The organism is Roseiarcus sp. (assembly GCF_052145395.1).
GTDB lineage: Bacteria > Pseudomonadota > Alphaproteobacteria > Rhizobiales > Beijerinckiaceae > Roseiarcus.
Genome location: NZ_JBKQOT010000046.1, coordinates 1 through 15,989, shown reverse-complemented (window position 1 = coordinate 15,989; position 15,989 = coordinate 1). Strand labels below are relative to the sequence as shown.

General features: G+C 65.9%; 19 protein-coding genes and 1 pseudogene. 7 read left to right on the top strand and 13 right to left on the bottom strand.

Annotated features, from left to right (window positions below; translation table 11 throughout):
* The 5 genes from ACLP25_RS01635 to panE all read left to right on the top strand — a co-directional run.
* The coding region (locus tag ACLP25_RS01635; protein WP_442467507.1) for a zinc-binding dehydrogenase at positions 1-656 on the top strand (656 nt) is incomplete at its 5' end.
* 27 nt (positions 657-683) lie between these two features.
* Positions 684-851: a hypothetical protein gene (locus ACLP25_RS01630; protein ID WP_442467506.1), complete on the top strand. Its 168-nt coding sequence runs from the start codon at positions 684-686 to the stop codon at positions 849-851.
* A 69-nt stretch (positions 852-920) separates the two neighbouring features.
* Positions 921-2,420, top strand: a complete 1,500-nt coding sequence (locus ACLP25_RS01625) for a phosphomannomutase/phosphoglucomutase (protein ID WP_442467505.1) — start codon at positions 921-923, stop codon at positions 2,418-2,420.
* A gap of 4 nt (positions 2,421-2,424) precedes the next feature.
* Positions 2,425-2,967 carry a mismatch-specific DNA-glycosylase gene (locus ACLP25_RS01620; RefSeq protein WP_442467504.1) on the top strand — a complete coding sequence of 181 codons (543 nt, stop codon included), beginning with the start codon at positions 2,425-2,427 and terminating at the stop codon, positions 2,965-2,967.
* A 305-nt stretch (positions 2,968-3,272) separates the two neighbouring features.
* Positions 3,273-4,202, top strand: a complete 930-nt coding sequence (gene panE, locus ACLP25_RS01615) for a 2-dehydropantoate 2-reductase (RefSeq protein WP_442467503.1) — start codon at positions 3,273-3,275, stop codon at positions 4,200-4,202.
* A gap of 274 nt (positions 4,203-4,476) precedes the next feature.
* Here panE and ACLP25_RS01610 read toward each other — a convergent pair.
* Positions 4,477-4,611 (bottom strand): annotated as a pseudogene (locus ACLP25_RS01610) (type II secretion system F family protein); the annotation flags it as partial.
* A 240-nt stretch (positions 4,612-4,851) separates the two neighbouring features.
* On the opposite strand from ACLP25_RS01610, the gene ACLP25_RS01605 reads away from it, so the two are divergent.
* The gene (locus ACLP25_RS01605; protein WP_442467502.1) at positions 4,852-5,172 is read left to right on the top strand and encodes a GYD domain-containing protein; all 321 of its coding nucleotides are present in this window, start codon (positions 4,852-4,854) and stop codon (positions 5,170-5,172) included.
* A 393-nt stretch (positions 5,173-5,565) separates the two neighbouring features.
* On the opposite strand, the gene ACLP25_RS01600 is transcribed toward ACLP25_RS01605, so the two are convergent.
* From ACLP25_RS01600 to ACLP25_RS01590, 3 genes are read right to left on the bottom strand one after another with little or no spacing between them, the layout of a single operon-like run.
* Entirely contained in the window at positions 5,566-5,769 is a 204-nt protein-coding gene (locus ACLP25_RS01600) for an ATP-binding protein (RefSeq protein WP_442467508.1), read from the bottom strand.
* 6 nt (positions 5,770-5,775) lie between these two features.
* On the bottom strand, positions 5,776-6,462 hold the full coding sequence (locus ACLP25_RS01595; RefSeq protein ID WP_442467501.1) for a sensor histidine kinase: 687 nt from the start codon (positions 6,460-6,462) through the stop codon (positions 5,776-5,778).
* Entirely contained in the window at positions 6,423-7,064 is a 642-nt protein-coding gene (locus ACLP25_RS01590; RefSeq protein ID WP_442467500.1) for an MASE1 domain-containing protein, read from the bottom strand. Before ACLP25_RS01590 ends, ACLP25_RS01595 begins: the two co-directional genes overlap by 40 nt.
* A gap of 656 nt (positions 7,065-7,720) precedes the next feature.
* Between ACLP25_RS01590 and ACLP25_RS01585 the strand changes: the two genes are divergently transcribed.
* Positions 7,721-8,206 (top strand): hypothetical protein, encoded by a 486-nt coding sequence (locus ACLP25_RS01585; protein ID WP_442467499.1) that lies wholly within the window; start codon positions 7,721-7,723, stop codon positions 8,204-8,206.
* A 250-nt stretch (positions 8,207-8,456) separates the two neighbouring features.
* Here ACLP25_RS01585 and ACLP25_RS01580 read toward each other — a convergent pair whose 3' ends face one another.
* From ACLP25_RS01580 to ACLP25_RS01540, 9 genes are all read right to left on the bottom strand, one after another.
* A complete protein-coding gene (locus ACLP25_RS01580) occupies positions 8,457-9,146 on the bottom strand; it encodes a Crp/Fnr family transcriptional regulator (RefSeq protein WP_442467498.1) in 690 nt (229 codons plus the stop codon).
* Between the two features lie 441 nt (positions 9,147-9,587).
* Complete coding sequence (locus tag ACLP25_RS01575; protein WP_442467497.1) at positions 9,588-9,875, bottom strand: hypothetical protein; 288 nt, start codon at positions 9,873-9,875, stop codon at positions 9,588-9,590.
* A 6-nt stretch (positions 9,876-9,881) separates the two neighbouring features.
* Positions 9,882-12,275: a phenylalanine--tRNA ligase subunit beta gene (gene pheT, locus ACLP25_RS01570; RefSeq protein WP_442467496.1), complete on the bottom strand. Its 2,394-nt coding sequence runs from the start codon at positions 12,273-12,275 to the stop codon at positions 9,882-9,884.
* 10 nt (positions 12,276-12,285) lie between these two features.
* Positions 12,286-12,780 carry a hypothetical protein gene (locus tag ACLP25_RS01565; RefSeq protein ID WP_442467495.1) on the bottom strand — a complete coding sequence of 165 codons (495 nt, stop codon included), beginning with the start codon at positions 12,778-12,780 and terminating at the stop codon, positions 12,286-12,288.
* A 9-nt stretch (positions 12,781-12,789) separates the two neighbouring features.
* Positions 12,790-13,098 (bottom strand): hypothetical protein, encoded by a 309-nt coding sequence (locus tag ACLP25_RS01560; protein WP_442467494.1) that lies wholly within the window; start codon positions 13,096-13,098, stop codon positions 12,790-12,792.
* Positions 13,099-13,172: 74 nt separating this feature from the next.
* Positions 13,173-14,255 carry a phenylalanine--tRNA ligase subunit alpha gene (pheS, locus tag ACLP25_RS01555; protein WP_442467493.1) on the bottom strand — a complete coding sequence of 361 codons (1,083 nt, stop codon included), beginning with the start codon at positions 14,253-14,255 and terminating at the stop codon, positions 13,173-13,175.
* A gap of 83 nt (positions 14,256-14,338) precedes the next feature.
* A complete protein-coding gene (gene rplT, locus ACLP25_RS01550; protein WP_442467492.1) occupies positions 14,339-14,704 on the bottom strand; it encodes a 50S ribosomal protein L20 in 366 nt (121 codons plus the stop codon).
* Between the two features lie 26 nt (positions 14,705-14,730).
* Positions 14,731-14,931 (bottom strand): 50S ribosomal protein L35, encoded by a 201-nt coding sequence (gene rpmI / locus ACLP25_RS01545; RefSeq protein ID WP_442467491.1) that lies wholly within the window; start codon positions 14,929-14,931, stop codon positions 14,731-14,733.
* Positions 14,932-15,209: 278 nt separating this feature from the next.
* Complete coding sequence (locus ACLP25_RS01540) at positions 15,210-15,902, bottom strand: hypothetical protein (RefSeq protein ID WP_442467490.1); 693 nt, start codon at positions 15,900-15,902, stop codon at positions 15,210-15,212.
* Positions 15,903-15,989 lie beyond the last annotated feature (87 nt).

Sequence of the window (15,989 nt, the reverse complement as noted above, 5' to 3'; positions counted from 1 at the left end):
ACGCGGCGTTCGACACGATCTGCTACATCGGCTGCGGGGTGACGACGGGGATCGGCGCCGTCATCAACACGGCCAAGGTCGAGCAGGGCGCGACCGCGATCGTGTTCGGCCTCGGCGGCATCGGCCTGAACGTCATCCAGGGCCTGCGCCTCGCTGGCGCCGACATGATCATCGGGGTCGACCTCAACGACGCCAAGAAGCCGTGGGGCGAGCGCTTCGGCATGACGCATTTCGTCAACCCGAAGCAAGTCGGCGGCGACCTCGTTCCCTATCTCGTGAATCTCACCAAGCGCGGCGCCGACCAGATCGGCGGCGCCGACTACACGTTCGACTGCACTGGCAACACGACCGTGATGCGCCAGGCGCTGGAAGCCTCCCATCGCGGCTGGGGCCAGTCGATCGTGTTCGGCGTCGCCGGCGCGGGGCAGGAAATCTCCACCCGGCCGTTCCAGCTCGTCACCGGGCGCGTCTGGAAGGGCACGGCGTTCGGCGGCGCGCGCGGCCGCACCGACGTGCCGAAGATCGTCGACTGGTACCTCGCCGGCAAGATCGAGATCGACCCCATGATCACCGCGAGGCTCACGCTCGACGAGATCAACAAGGGTTTTGAACTCATGCACGCCGGGGAGGGAATTCGCAGCGTCGTGGTCTACTGAGATTCAGCACCAAGAACACAAAGGACGGTGCGGGTCCATCGCGCGCTCAAGAAGGCCGGCGCGATCGCGGACCTCAGCGTCTACGAGGGCGAGAGCCACGCCCAGTTTCTCGCTGGTCCGCAGGTTCCCGAGTCGCGCGAAGCCTTCGCCGACATCGCCGCGTTTTGTGACCGCCATCTCGGGCGGTCATTTTAGCGCGGGTTGTCTCTCGCGGCACCGTCCTCTAGTTCAACGGCGTTCATTCCGCGAGCCACGAGGCCCACCTTGTTCCCCAAGCCGTCGCCGCAGCTGTTTCCCAATACCTACGCCTATGAATCGCAGCCGATGGTGAAGCCGACCGGCTTTCGCGAATACGACGCGCGCTGGCTGTTCGAGAAGGAGATCAACCTCATGGGCGTGCAGGCGCTGGGCCTCGGCCTCGCGCGCCTCATCAAGGAGCTTGGCGTCAAGCGCGAGGTCGTGGTCGGGCACGACTTCCGCAGTTACTCGGCCTCGATCAAGCTCGCCCTGACGGCGGGTCTGATGGCGGGCGGGGCGAAGGTCCGCGACATCGGCTTAGCGATCACGCCGATGGCCTATTTCGCCCAGTTCGCGCTCGACGTTCCGGCGGTCGCCATGGTGACGGCCTCGCATAACGACAACGGCTGGACCGGCGTGAAGATGGGCGCGGCGCGCCCCGTCACCTTCGGGCCGGAGGAGATGGGGCGCCTGCGCGATATCGTGATCGGCGGAGACTACGCGCCCGAGCCCGGAGGGTCTTATGAGTTCGTGCCCGACTTCCCGGCCCGCTATATCGCCGACCTGACCAGCCGGCCGAAGTTTTCGCGCAAAATGAAGGTCGTCGCCGCGTGCGGCAACGGCGCCGCCGGCGCGTTCGCGCCCCGATTGCTGGCCGCGCTCGGCGTCGAGGTCGTCCCGCTCGACTGCGAGCTGGACTGGACCTTCCCGCGCTACAATCCGAACCCGGAAGACCTGCACATGCTGCACGCCATGGCGGAGGCGGTGACGGCGTCCGGCGCCGACGTCGCGCTCGGCTTCGACGGCGATGGGGACCGCTGCGGCGTGGTCGACAACGAGGGCGCCGAGATCTTCGCCGACAAGATCGGCGTCATGCTGGCCCGCGACCTGTCGAAACTCCACAAAGGCGCGACCTTCGTCGTCGACGTCAAGTCGACCGGCCTTTTCGCCACCGACCCTGCGCTCGCGGCCAACGACGTCAAGGTTGACTTCTGGAAGACCGGCCATTCGCACATCAAGCGCCGCGTCCGCGACCTCAAGGCCCTCGCCGGCTTCGAAAAGTCGGGGCACTTTTTCTTCAACGCGCCGGTCGGGCGCGGTTACGACGACGGCTTCGTGACAGCCATCGCGGTGCTCGACATGCTCGACCGCAATCCGGGGAAGTCGATGGCGGACCTCTACCGCGACCTGCCGAAGACCTTTGGCTCGCCGACCATGTCGCCCCATTGCGCCGACGAGGAGAAATACGCCGTCGCCGACAAGGTCACGGCGCGCTTTAGGGCGATGCAGGCGAAGGGCGAGCCGCTGATCGGCCAAAAAATCCGCGACATCGTCACCGTCAACGGCGTCCGGGTGACGGTCGAGGACGGCACGTGGGGGCTCGTGCGCGCCTCGTCCAACAAGCCGGAACTCGTCGTAGTTGTCGAAAGTCCCGCGTCGGAAGCGAACATGCGCGCCATGTTCAAGGCGGTCGACGGGGTCTTGCGCGAGAACCCCGAGGTCGGCGCCTATAACCAGACGATCTGAAGACGTGGCGACTGCCGAACGGCCGGACGCGCCGCCGCATGTTCTGCCGGACGTCATCCGGTCAGGCCTAAAAATAGTCTTCTGCGGCACTGCGGCGGGGACGGTATCGGCTCGGCGCGGCGCCTATTACGCCCACCCGCAAAACAAGTTCTGGCGGACGCTTTTCGCCGTCGGGCTGACGCCGCGGCTCATGAGCGCCGAGGAATACCGCGTCCTGTCGGAATTCGGTCTCGGCCTGACCGACCTCATGAAGTCCGTGAGCGGCATGGACCACGAGTTGCCGCGCGACGCGCTCAACGCGGAGGCCCGCGCCGCGCTGACCGAGAAGATCGGCGTTGCGCAGCCCAAACTCCTCGCTTTCACCAGCCTCGCCGCCGGTCGCGGATTTCTCGGCCGAGCGGCGACCTTCGGCGACAGCGGCGCGCGGATCGGAGAGACGCGAATCTGGGTTCTCCCCTCGCCCTCTCCCGCGGCGCACTGGAATTTCGACCAGAGCTGGTGGCGGCGCTTGGCCGAAGATGAGCGGGCTCTCGCGTCGCCGGCTTGAAGCGCCAAGCAACACGAAGCCATGGGCCGCTTTTCGCGGCCCTCTCTCGTCGCCGCGGCCACTGTTCTCGACTGGCTCCACGGTCTTCGGCATGGTAGGTGAAAGCGAGGCCCGAGTGACGATCCTGGCCACCCGTGATGGTATTCGTCTCTCGATCTGCGGCGCGTATAGTCGCTTTTTTTTCTGGCTGGCGTCCGACGCCTGCAATCGCCGGACACGGTCAGCGCCCCAGCGGCTTGGCTGATCCGGCCCGGTCGACTCCGCCGGACGACCCCGCGAAGGCTTGTTGAACAGGGACTGAACGCATGCGGCTCTTGATCGTCGGCGCTGGGGCTACCGGCGGCTATTTCGGCGCCCGTCTCGCCGAGGCGGGCCGCGACGTCACGTTCCTTGTGCGGCAGGGGCGCGCCGATCAGCTTCGGCGCGACGGCCTTCGTGTTCTCAGCCCCCATGGCAATCTCGCGCTCAAACCGCGCCTGTTGGTCACCGGGGAGCCGACGGAGCCGTTCGACGTCGTGGTCCTCGCGGTCAAGGCTTTCGGGCTTCAGCGCGCGCTCGACCATTTCGCGCCCGCAGTCGGGCGGCATACGATGATCCTGCCATTCCTGAACGGCATGCGTCATATCGACCTGTTGGTCGAACGGTTCGGGGAGGCGCCCGTGCTCGGGGGCGTCTGCGTCGTTGCGACGACGCTCGACCGGGTCGGGCGCATCGTGCAACTCACCGGCGGCGCGCAGTCGCTGACCTACGGCGAACGGGACGGGGCCCGGTCGGAGCGCGTCTGCGCGCTCGACGAACACCTTCAAGGCGCCGGCTTCGACGCCCGCCTCAGCACCGTCATCCTCCAGGACATGTGGGAGAAGTGGGTGATGCTCGCGAGCGCCGGCGTCGCCACCTGCCTATTGCGCGGCACTATCGGCGAGATCGAATCAACCGAGGGCGGCGCCGACCTGACGCTGCGCTGCGTCTCCGAGACGACCGCGATCGCCGAGGCCTCAGGCCACCCCCCGCGTGACGCATTCGTCGCCGGAGTCAGGGCGCTGTTGACGGCCAAGGGTTCGAATGTCTCGACCTCGATGTACCGGGACATGCAGAACGGACTGCCGGTCGAGGTCGAGCATGTTCTCGGCGATCTCTTGCGCCGGGGGCGGGAGCTCGGCCTCGACACGCCGCTCCTGGAAGCGGCGACGGTCAAGCTGCGGATCTACCAGAGCCGGCTTTCGCACAAAGCCTGAGGGGGCGGCCGCCTCGACCGTGGCGGTGTCGACCGGCCTGCCTTCAGCGAATCCAAGCTCATTTTCGGCTACCGCGTCGGAACGTCGCGACGCCGGCGCGACGGCCGCAGTGCGCAAGAAGAGGTCATCCACCACCGACTTGACGAATGGGTCAAATCGGACCCTTTGCCGTCCTGGTTGGTCCCTGTACGGTCGGGATGCGAGGAGCGGACGATCGATGACGCTGAGCGCTGTCTGCGATCATGCAGAGAGGAGTGATAGATCTCGATCGCCGCGGCGAGAGGGTGGCAGCGAAGAGGCCGGGGAGAAAGAACAGCATCATCGGCGCGGCCAGCGGCGCCGCCGCCGCGGCCTTCTGCTCCGCCGCGGTCATGCGCGCATCGCGGCTTTCCTCAGCAAGCACGCGCAGGGGCGCGCCGGGGAGCGCGCGCAGGCATTGGGGCGCGGTTTCGATCGCACCGATGAGGCATCGTCGCGGAGGCTTTGATTTTCAGGAAATAGCTGCTCGAGAACGTCCGCCGGCCCGGCCACGCCGCCCGCGGCGTATCGGCTGACGGTTACGGTCGTCGCAATTTTGTGTAATGTGCTCCGCCGCCCCGCCGACAGGAACGCCGGCAGAGGGCGAGCCCAAGAAGCAACGGAGGACGCCATGCCGAAATATCTGTTCGAAGGGCGCTACAGCGTTGAGGGCGCGAAAGGGGTCGCGCGCGAAGGCGGTTCGGGACGCCGCGAGGCGATCAAGAAAATGTTCGAGGGCTTGGGAGGCAAGATGGAGTGCCTCTATTTCGCCTTCGGCGACGTCGACGTCTATGTCATCGGCGATCTCCCGGACAACGAGAGCGCCGCCGCCGCGTCGCTCGCCATCAACCAGAGCGGCGCCGCGAGTGGCAAGGTCGTCGTCCTGGTGACGCCTGAGGAGATGGACAAGGCCGGCAAGAAAACAGTCGCCTATCGGCCCGCCGGCCACTGAAGGTTTGGCGCCCGCCGGCGCGGCTTCCAACGCGCCGGCGCTTCATGCTGGGACGGTGCCGCGACGCGCCCGTAGCTCAACGGGATAGAGTATCGGTCTTCGAAACCGGGCTGTCCCCCTGGTCTAAAGGCCGTATGCTGTCCCCCAAAGCCAGAAAGCCAGAGCCAGAAAACCCAGGACAAGCGTGGGACGCCGCGCTTGTCCTGCGATGGAAGACACGCCTGAAGTCGGCGGCGTCGCCGAAACCCGCTGGATCGCCGGCATCCATTCGCGTGCCGGGGAAGTCGGCTTGGCGCAAAGAACGGTCGTCCGCGGATCGCTTGGCGAACGGGGTGCCCTTTCCGGTCGGTCCCGGTGCGGGACGAGAGCGCCCAAAAGGACATCGATCGTATTCTAAGGCGGCCTTGCGGCTCCGTCTGTTGAGCCGATCGGCAGGACGAACTGGAACAGGGCTCCGCTCTCGCCGTCCGATGATGCGGTAAGTCGACCGCCATGCCCCTCGACAATCATGCGGCAAATGGCGAGCCCTAATCCTGTTCCGTGCGCCTTAGTCGAAACGAACGCATTGAATACTTTTTCTAATTGCCTTGGATCAATTCCCGGTCACGAGTCTTGCACGGATACGGCAATTTCATCGTGACCACAAACCTCCGTTGTCAACCGCAACATGCGACTTCGACTGGTTGTGCTGGCCATAGCTTCGACCGCGTTGTTGACCAGGTTGAAAACAGCCTCGCGCAACTGAGTCCCATGGCCGCTGACCGGAGGTATCTCGGGCGTCAACTCGTAACGGGTCACTACGCCATGACGATGCAACTCTTCTTGCAGAGAGTCTGTTACGCTGAGAATAATCCGGTTCAAATCGATTGGGTGTAGTTCGATGCCGCCCCTCCCGAACAAGGTGCGGATTCCTTCAAACACATCGCTCGCGCGATACCCATCTTCTTTTATGCAGGTCAAAGCCTCCCTTGCCTCGTCATGATCAGGCGGCGTCCGTCCAAGCCACCGCAACGCCGTTTCTGCGTTTGTCACGATGGCGGTCAGAGGCTGACGTATTTCATGAGCAATCGCAACCGTCACCGCCTGTGCGTTCAGCAGCCTGTTGTCTCGCTCGCGCTCCAACATGGCGTTCGCCCGTGCCAGGCGCGCTTCACTGGCTCTCCGCTCGGCAAACAGGCCCGCGAGCACTTGTGCACCGATCGCCGCAGCTAGAATAACAGCCTGAGCTTGCACAATACGGTAGTCGACTGTCAGTCCCGGGTTTGACCAACGTCGAAGATTGTCGTCCATGCGATCGTAAGGGAAACCAGCAACACCCCCGCCGCGGCGAACACGGGCCGACAACGGGCGGCCAGCCACAACAACGTCGGAAACAACAGCGCTCCTGGCGCGACCGTCTCCCAAAGCTGCTGGGGGAGCGAAAGCACAACCCCGGTCATCGCGGCGAGCGTCAACAGCCCGGCGGAGCCTTCGATCCATTCGCTCCGCGGCGGCGGCTCACGAAGGGCAGCGGAGAATCCGATTATGACCGGGGCGACAGTCACGACGCCAACGGCTACCCCCGTCCACCAATGTAGCAAGGTCGTGAGGATCTCTGTCTTTGGGCCGAGGAATAACCGGGACGCAACGGCTCCCCCCAACGATGACGGAGTAGTCCCGGCAATCGTAGCGCCGAGAAAACCAAAGACCTTGCGCGACTGATCGAGCGCGAAATCATCACCAAAATATCGCGCAATCAATCCCGCGATGATGATTGGCTCCGCAACGTCGCAGGTGGCAAAGATTGCGGAGAGCCAGACGCCGCGCTCCAGCACAACCAAAGGGATGAGAAAGGCGCCGACAAACACCCCGGCAATCACTGGCCATCGTGCGCGAGAACCGAAGCCAATCATTAGGCCAGAGGAAACGCCAGCCGCAGCCCAGAAGACGGTTACGCCTTCAGAGGGGAAAAAAACAGCCCGCTCAAGCTGAGGCGCGCTACCAGATAATAACCTACCGCGATCGCGACAGCGAGGCCTGTGCTACCTAACCGTGTGGGGGCGCCCATGCCGGCCCGCCGAAAATTGGAGGGATACCGCGCTGCACGCAGAAGCTGCGAGGCGATACTGCACCGCTCGGGGCGCTTTGCCAAGATCTGCTGAGGGCGGGCGCCGCGCCTATTAGGTGTCGCCAGGCAAGGCCCGCTTACCTTCCCAGTTGCGACGTGCGCACACGCGATCTGCAACAGCAGCTTAATATCGATCCGCGACGTTCAATCGCTCGCGAGGAATGTGCGTCCTGTCGATTCCGGTCGAACGCGTGGTCGCCCATGCGGCCGTGCGCCAAACGTCGGAGTCGCGCCGCTCGCGGTTCGTCGCCGTAGAACGCCAGGTTCACGCTGCCGCGAATCGCTTTCGGCGAATCCGACGCCACTGCGCGCCGTTGTGAGCATTCGATTTTGATTCGATATTTCAGGGGGCTAAGCTTGTCCGCAAACAAAATGTTCCGGTAAATCAGAATTACGGCTACAGTGATCTTCATTGGCCTTCTGATAGCCAGGAGCACGATCATGACCGAAACCCCCTCTGCAGCCGAGCAGGCGCGCGCCAGACGGCGCAAGCGGCGGGCGGCGAAATTGGAGATGCGCGACGCCTGTTTCGAAGCGCTCGCCGAGGGGTACACCCAAGAGCAGATCGCGAAGGCGCGGGGGATCAGCGTGGCGACGGTCCGGCGGGAGATCGATCGGGCCATCGCCGCGCGGCAGATCCGGGCGCCCGAGCAACACGTGCGCCTGCAGATCGCCCGCGTCACCAAGGCGCTGGCTCTGCTCGACATGCGGATTAGTCGCGGCGAGATGGAGGCGGTCGGCCCTTTCCTGAAGACCGTGACCGCGCTCGACCGCTACCATGGGTTCGTTGCGCCCGAGGCGTTCGCCGAACCCGCGCGTCCCACCCGGGCGCGCCTGCCGGCGCCGCCGCTCGCGCTGACCCACGCGGTCCCGCCGCTCAACCCCGCTCCGGTCGAAACGGCGAATGTCGGCCGCGATGACAGTTGAAACAACGCGCGCGAACGGCCCTCGGGAGCGTCAGAACGCCTCCACGCTCGGCTAAGCCCTTGAAATCCTTGGATGGTTCAACGAGGGCGAGGCGTCGAATATGGCGAGAATGCGACAAACGCTCCGTTTCCGGCGCTTGCGATTCACAATCTTGAGCCTAACGCCTTGAAATCGTTGGCTGAGACGCAAGAACCTGTCGAAACGGGGGCGGCGGAGCCGAGGGGCGGAACGGCCGTCGTCGCCGGTGCTCTCAGCCGCTGTTCGCCTGCTGGATCTCGGCGGTGAGCCGCAAAACGTCGGTGATGACGATCGCGCCCCGGCGGCGTTCGATCAGGCCGTTGCGCTCCATCGCGTTGATCTCGCGCGACACCGTCTCCCGCCTCGTATTGATGCGGGCGGCGAGCTCCGACTGGTTCGGCGGTGTGACGATGATCGCGCGGCGCGGGTCGTCGCGGTCCCGGCGCGCGAGGCGCAGCAGTTCGGCATGGACGCGGGTGCGAACGTTGAGCGCGCCAAGCTCGCCGACCCGGCCGGACATGGCGCGCAGGCGCTCGATCAACGTCCTGACCACAGCCTCGCATAAGCAGCGATGCGTGAACATCGTGTCGACAAATAACGGCCCAGGCATCTTGGCCACAACCGAGTCGACGATGGCGAAGACGCTCGCCGCGCGCGGCGCTCCGTCGATCGCAGCCATCTCGCCAAAAATCGAGCCGGCGTTCATGTCGTTGAAGATCAGGTCCTGGCGGGCGATGTTGTATACTGCGCGCAACTGCCCGGACATGATGAAGTAGACGTCGCGGTCAGTGGCCGACTGGTCCAAGATCCAAGCCCCTGCCGTCGTCCGCAGCCAGATGCACTGGCGATCGAGAGCCCGGCAAATCTCCGGATCAAGCGCCCGAAAATAGGGATGCGCCGCAAGGGTGCTGGGGACCGACATCACTTCCGCCCGGGCCTACGGACGGAACGTGATCGACCTTTGCCGCCGCGTCAAGCGGCGCACAAACCCCTTCCCGGTCCACAGACGCAGACCGCGTTGGTATTTTCTCGCACAGGGCCCGTGACCTCGGTCCCTTGCGCGTTGGATTGTCTAAGTGATGAGGTCGGAGATGACTGTGACGACGGTCACACATCGGCTTGCTAGGCGGTGCGAGCCGCGCGCGATGTGACTGCCCTCACAGCGGGCCTGAGGTCCTTGCGTTATTTGTGGTTGCGAGGACGGCCGGAGAATGATCCGGCTGTTTAAGGGGATCGCCGTTGGCGCCGTTCGGGGAGCGGGCCACGCGGCGGCGGGGCCCCGGCGCGGCGCCTCCCACCGCGCGGGGGTGAGGGCGCGGCGCTCGGCTATTCCGCGGGATTGGGCGCCGCGCCCGTGCGGGGTTTATCGGACCCGAAACTCCATGTGGACGCGGCCGCGGGGGCGAAAGACCTGCGCCGGCGGGGCCGCGCGGCGTGGCGCTTCGGAAGTCCTTTCGCCTTCGGGATCGACCCGGCGGGCGCCGGATCCGGGCGCGGTCCTGAGGTTGTTCGCCTTCGGCCCATGGCTGGCCAGACAGGCGTTGTAGGCGAGCGGCTCGGTGAACTTTGCGCAGGCCGGGTCGTCCTCGGCGCGCGCGAGCCCCGGCAGGGCGGCCGCCAAGAGAGCAAGAGACGCTGCCGCCGCGCGCATCGTCCGTTACGCCCGCAGCGTCGCGCCGGTCTTCTTGGCCACTTCGGCGACGATCCGGCTGACCGCCGCCTCGATCTCCGCGTCGGTCAGGGTGCGCTCACGAGGCTGCAAAGTCACCGCGATCGCGATCGACTTCGTTCCCTCCGGCAGCCCCTTGCCCTGATAGACGTCGAACACGCCAATATCGGAGACGAGCGCGCGCTCGGCGCTCTTTGCGGCCTTGAGGATGTCGCCGGCGCGAACGGAGTCTGCGACGACGAAGGCGAGGTCGCGCTCGACTGGCATGAAGTCCGATCGATCGAGTTTGGGCTTCGCCTTGGTCGGCTTTGCCTTCGCCGCCGGGATGGCGTCGAGCACGATCTCGAAGGCGACGATCGGTCCTTCCGCGTCAAGCGCGTCGCAGACGCTGGGATGAATCTGTCCGAACCAGCCGACGACGGTCTTCGGCCCGAACTGCAGCGTCGCCAAGCGCCCCGGATGCAGGAATTCGGGGCCGCCCGGAACGACCTGCACCGCATTGTCCGCGCCGAGCGCCGAGAGGAGCGCCATCGCGTCCTCCTTGGCGTCGAAGGCGTCGACGGGCCCGTTGCCGCTCCAATGGCGCCCTTCGCCGCTCGACTTTGCGAGGCCGCGCCGGACAGCGGCGGCGGCGATCCGCTGTTCGTCATCGCCGGGGCCGAGGAAGATCTGGCCGACCTCGAACAGGGCGACGTCGGCGAGCGCCCGGCGGGCGTTGCGCTCCGCCGCGGCGACAAGGCCGGGAACGAGGCTCGGGCGCATATCGGAGAGGTCCGCCGCGATCGGATTGGCCAGTGCGAGCGATGGCTGGCCGCCGCCGAACAGCTCCGCGGCCTTTTTCGAAATCAACGACCAGGTCACCGCCTCGCGTAAGCCGAGCGAGGCGAGGGTGCGCTTGGCGAGACGGGTGCGCTTCTGCAACAGCGTCAGCACCGCGGGCGTTACTCCGGCTTCGAGCCGGGGCAGGGGGGCCATCGGCGCCCGATCGAGCCCGGCGATGCGGATGATCTGCTCGACCACGTCGGCCTTCACCTGGACGACCGGCCGCCATGACGGGACGAGGACCTTGCCTTCCTCGACGCCGAAGCCGAGCCGGGCGAGAATCGCCTCGCCTTCCGCGCGCGGAATGTCGACCCCGATCAGGCGCTTCACTTCGGTGTAGGGGAAGGGAATCGTTCGTCGCGGCGCAGAAGGGTCGCCGGTTACGATCATCCGCGACGGCTCGCCGCCGCAGATAGAGAGCACGAGCTCGGTCGCGAGATCGCAGCCGGGCACGCAGAAGTCCGGATCGACGCCGCGCTCGAACCGGTAGCGCGCGTCCGTCGCAATGCCGAGCTTGCGGCCAGTTTGGGCGATGTTGGTCGGATCCCAGAGCGCGCTCTCGATCAGGACGTCGCGCGTGGTCTCGTCGCAGCCCGAACGCTCGCCGCCCATGACGCCGGCGATCGAGTCGGCGCCTTCGGCGTCGGCGATGACGACCATGCTCTCGTCGAGCGCGTAGGTTCTGCCGTCGAGCGCCAGCTCGCTCTCGCCTTGCCGCGCGCGCCGCACCGTCAGGTCGCCGTGGACCTTGGCGAGGTCGTAAACATGCAGCGGTCGGCCGCGGTCGAAGGTCAGGTAGTTGGTGACGTCGACGAGGGCGCTGATGGGTCTGAGCCCGATCGCGCTGAGGCGCCTCTGCATCCACTCAGGCGACGGCCCGTTCGTGACGCCGCGCACGAGCCTCAGCGCGAACGCCGGGCAGAGACGCGTGTCAGCGGACGCAAAGTCGAGCCGCACTTCGGTCGGGCAGTCGAACGCGCTCTCGAAGGTCTTGGGCTTCGGCGTCTTGAGCGTCCCCAGGCCCGCGGCGGCGAGATCGCGCGCAATGCCCGATACGCCCGTCGCGTCGGGGCGGTTCGGCGTCAGCGCCACGTCGATCACCGGGTCGTCGAGCCCGGCCCAGCGCGCGTAGGGGACGCCGACCGGCGCGTCGTCCGGCAGCTCCATGATGCCGTCGTGGTCGTTGCTGAGCTCGAGCTCGGCCGCAGAGCACAGCATGCCGTTCGACTCGACGCCGCGGATAACGCCCTTGGCGAGCGTGATCTGCTTGCCGGGGATATAGGTCCCGACCGGCGAGAACACGCTCTTCATGCCGGTGCGCGCGTTGGGCGCGCCGCAAACGACCTGTATCGGACCTTTCCCGGCTTCGACCACGCAGACCTTCAGCCGGTCGGCGTTGGGATGCTGTTTGGCCTCGACCACGACGCCGACCACGAAGTCGGCGTATTTGGCCACTGTGTCCTCGACCTCGAGGCCGATGCGGGTCAGCGTGTCGACGATCTGGGCAAGCGATGCCTGCGTGTCGAGATGGTCCTTGAGCCAGGAGAGGGTGAATTTCATGTTGGAAGGTTCATTTCCTGGTTCTGACGGCAAGCCGTAGCGCAAGATTCAGGCGCGTGTCTGTATCGAGCCCATCGATAATCTCGATCGCCTCCGCGGCGGACTCGATCAGCCTCAGAGCTTCTTCGCGGGTGAAGGCGGAATCGTTCGTCGCCGCCTTGTAGCCAGGGCGCGGCTCGGGATTGTAATCCGCCCACTCTCGGGCGACCAGCAACTCGCTGAAACGGAGCCCGAGGCGCTGCAATTCCGGCGTCGTCGCCGGTGGTCCCTGCAGGAGCGCTTGGGCCGTCCGGTAGTGGTCCGGCGCGCGGAAGACAGGCGTGAGGAGCTCCCAAGGCTTTTCCGATCCGACGAGCGCGTCGGCGCAAGTCGCGCAAACCGCCTGAAAAACCGCATAGTACGCTGTCGACACCGCGCGTCGTAGCGACGCCGAGCGCGGGCGTCCCTTTTCCGCCGTCGCGAGCATATGGGCGTTTTCGATCTGGTGTTCGACGAGCGGCCACATCGGAAATATCTATGCGGCGGACCGCGTGCCTTCTTCGGCATGCTGGTAGCCGGGCGCGAGGAAGGTCACATAAGGGAATCGACGGTCGTCAATGTCCCGCAGCGCCTCCGAGACCGCAGCGATCGCGTCCACGAGACGCGCGCTCGAGACTTTCTCGTCAGCCGTTTTGAGGAAGACCGTAACGGACAACCCATCTTCGGCGGCCTGATATTCCGTCGGGAGCACCTCGATTCGATCGATTGCGTCCTCTCCAAAGAGCCGGACGATCGCCAGCTTGACGACCGCTTCGACGTCTTGGCCTTTCAGAGATTGCGACATCGTTCTCGTCCGAGGAACTTCTTGATTATCGTTACCACAGACAACGCGCGGGCGCACCGTTCGGTCTTGGAGCGTCAACCGCTCAGGCCTCCCGCCAGCGTCGGCACGTCGAGCGGCTTGAAGCCGTAGTTGTTGATCCAGCGAAGATCCGCATCGAACAGGTCCCGCAGGTCCGGCATGCCGTATTTGAGCATCGCGACGCGGTCGATCCCCAGACCCCAGGCGAAGCCCTGGTAGACGTCCGGGTCGATGCCGCAATTGGTCAAGACGTTCTGATGGACCATGCCGCAGCCGAGAATCTCGAGCCAGTCCTCGCCCTCGCCGAAACGGATCTCTCCGCCCGAACGCCGGCACTGGATGTCGACCTCCATCGACGGGGAGGTGAAGGGGAAGAAGCTTGGCCGGAAGCGCATGCCGACCTTGGGGACTTCGAAGAACGCTTTGCAGAACTCCTCCAGCACCCACTTGAGGTTGGCGAGCGTCGCGCTCTGGTCGATCACCAGGCCCTCGACCTGATGGAACATCGGGGTGTGGGTCTGGTCGAAGTCCGTACGATAAGTTCGGCCGGGGCATATGACCCGGATCGGCGGCTTCTCGGCGAGCATGGTGCGAACCTGCACCGGGCTCGTGTGCGTCCTCAAGAGCTTGCGCTCGCCCTTCTCGTCCGGTTGCAGGAAGAAGGTGTCGTGCATCTCGCGGGCCGGGTGGCCCGGCGGGAAGTTGAGCTTGGTGAAGTTGTAGTCGTCGCTCTCGATGTCCGGCCCCTCGGCGACCGAGAAGCCCATGTCGGCGAAGATGGCGACGATCTCGTCCGTCACCTGGCTGATCGGATGGATGCGGCCGGTCTCCACGCCGGACGCGCGCGCCGGCAGGGTGAGGTCGAGCGCCTCGCGCTTGAGCCGGGCTTCGAGCGCGGCCTGCTTCAAGACGCCCCGGCGCGTCGCCAGCGCTTCCGTGACCGTGTCCTTGAGCGCGTTGATCGCGGCGCCCTGGGTCTTGCGCTGGTCGGGCGAGAGCCTGCCGAGGGTGCCGAGCAGGGCCGAGATCGAGCCCTTCTTGCCGAGCGCCGCGACGCGAACAGCCTCGAGCGCTGCTTCGTCGGCCGCGCCGTCGATGGCGGCGAGCGTTTCGTCTTTCAGGGCGGCGAGGTCGGACATCGGGAGCTCGGAGTCGGAAACGGAACCGCCGCCCCACGCGGGCGCGCATGGCCGCGGCGGACGATGCTTTCGGCGGTGTTGGGTTACGCCGCCTTGGGCAGATGGCCCTTCGCCTGCTCAACGATCGCGGCGAAGGCGGCCGGCTCAGCAATGGCGAGCTCGGACAGGACCTTGCGATCGACCTCGATTCCCGCGGTGGCGAGACCCGAGATGAAGCGGCTGTAGGTCAGGCCGTGCTCGCGCACCGCCGCATTGATCCGCTGGATCCACAGGGCGCGGAACTCGCGCTTGCGGTTCTTGCGGTCGCGGTAGGCGTACTGCATCGACTTGTCGACGGCGGCCTTGGCGGCGCGGATGGTGTTCTTGCGGCGGCCGAAATAGCCCTTCGCGAGCTTCAGGACCTTCTTGTGCTTAGCGTGGGCGGTGACGCCCCTTTTCACGCGCGACATCGTTCAAAACTCCGGGAAAAAGAGGCTTAGCCGTTCGGCAGGAAGTACTTCTTGACGTTGGCGCCGTCGGTCTTGAACATGACCGCCGTGCCGCGCAGATTGCGGATCTGCTTCTTCGTCCGTTTGATCATGCCGTGCTGCTTGCCCCTCTGGGCATAGATGACCTTGCCGGTCCCGCTGATTTTGAAGCGCTTTTTCGCGCCGGTCTTCGTCTTCAACTTGGGCATTTGGCTCTCCCGGGCTTGACGCCCTGTTGGAATGAATGCGGAGCGGAAAGCTCCGTCGCGTCGGAACGAGCGAAAAGAACCGCCACGGCAGCCCAGCCGGGCGGTTCTGAGGGGCCGGGTCATACGCGAAAGGGGAGAGGAGCGCAAGAGGGCGAGGAGCCTTGAAGACCGACGCCCCGGCGAGCGACCGCGACTTTTGGACAGAACCGAAACGATTTCAGAGGGTTGGAGGCTAGAATCCGGGATTCTCGGTCCAACGATTCAAGGATTTCAACGCGTTAGCGGAAGGTTGGTGAATCCGTCGCCGGTTCGGGGCCTTGTGACGGCTCCCGTGCGGGGACGGCGGCCTCGGCGCCCGCCAGGTCGTCAGGCCCATCGGATGGGAAGGGCGATGGGCCGTGGGTGAGCGCGAGCGGCGGGGCGGGGAGGGCCACGGGCTCGCCTGCCGCGTGGAGCGCCCGCGGGCGCGAGGCAGGTTCCGCTCCATGGTAGCGGTCGAGCGCGGCGACGACTTTCACCAGCGGTCCGATCGCGGCGAGATGTCCGGATTGGACCTGGTCGGCGGCAAGCGTCAGCGCCTTGGTGAGACGGGCGATCTGCAATTGCGCGTGGCCTTCGCGCGTCTGGATTTGTCGCGCCCGGATGGCCCTGGCGATGTCCCGCCGGACGACAGCCACGCTGACGTTCCTCGCAGCTGCGATCTCCTGATGGGTGAAGCCGTCAGCGAGCCAGTCGAACGAGGCGTCGCGAAGCGCGGCGGCCTTTTTGCGCCGGGCGCGCCGGTCGAGACGCCTTTTCGTGTCCTCGTCGGCGAGGGGCGCCGGTTCGTCGAACGCCGGAGAAGCCGCGGCTCTGGGAGCGGCCACGCTCGGGTCCGTCGGCGAAGGTCCGGCGATGGACGGGTCGGCCGCATGCCGTTCGGCGACGGGCAGGGCGGCGATCGCCCGTTCGATCAGGGTCAAGTCGGGCATGGGCAGCGGGTGCGATCCAAACTGATGCAATCAGGCGGTGCGGCGCAGTGATTTTTGCGGGTTGTTGTCATTGGCGACGGCGGGGCT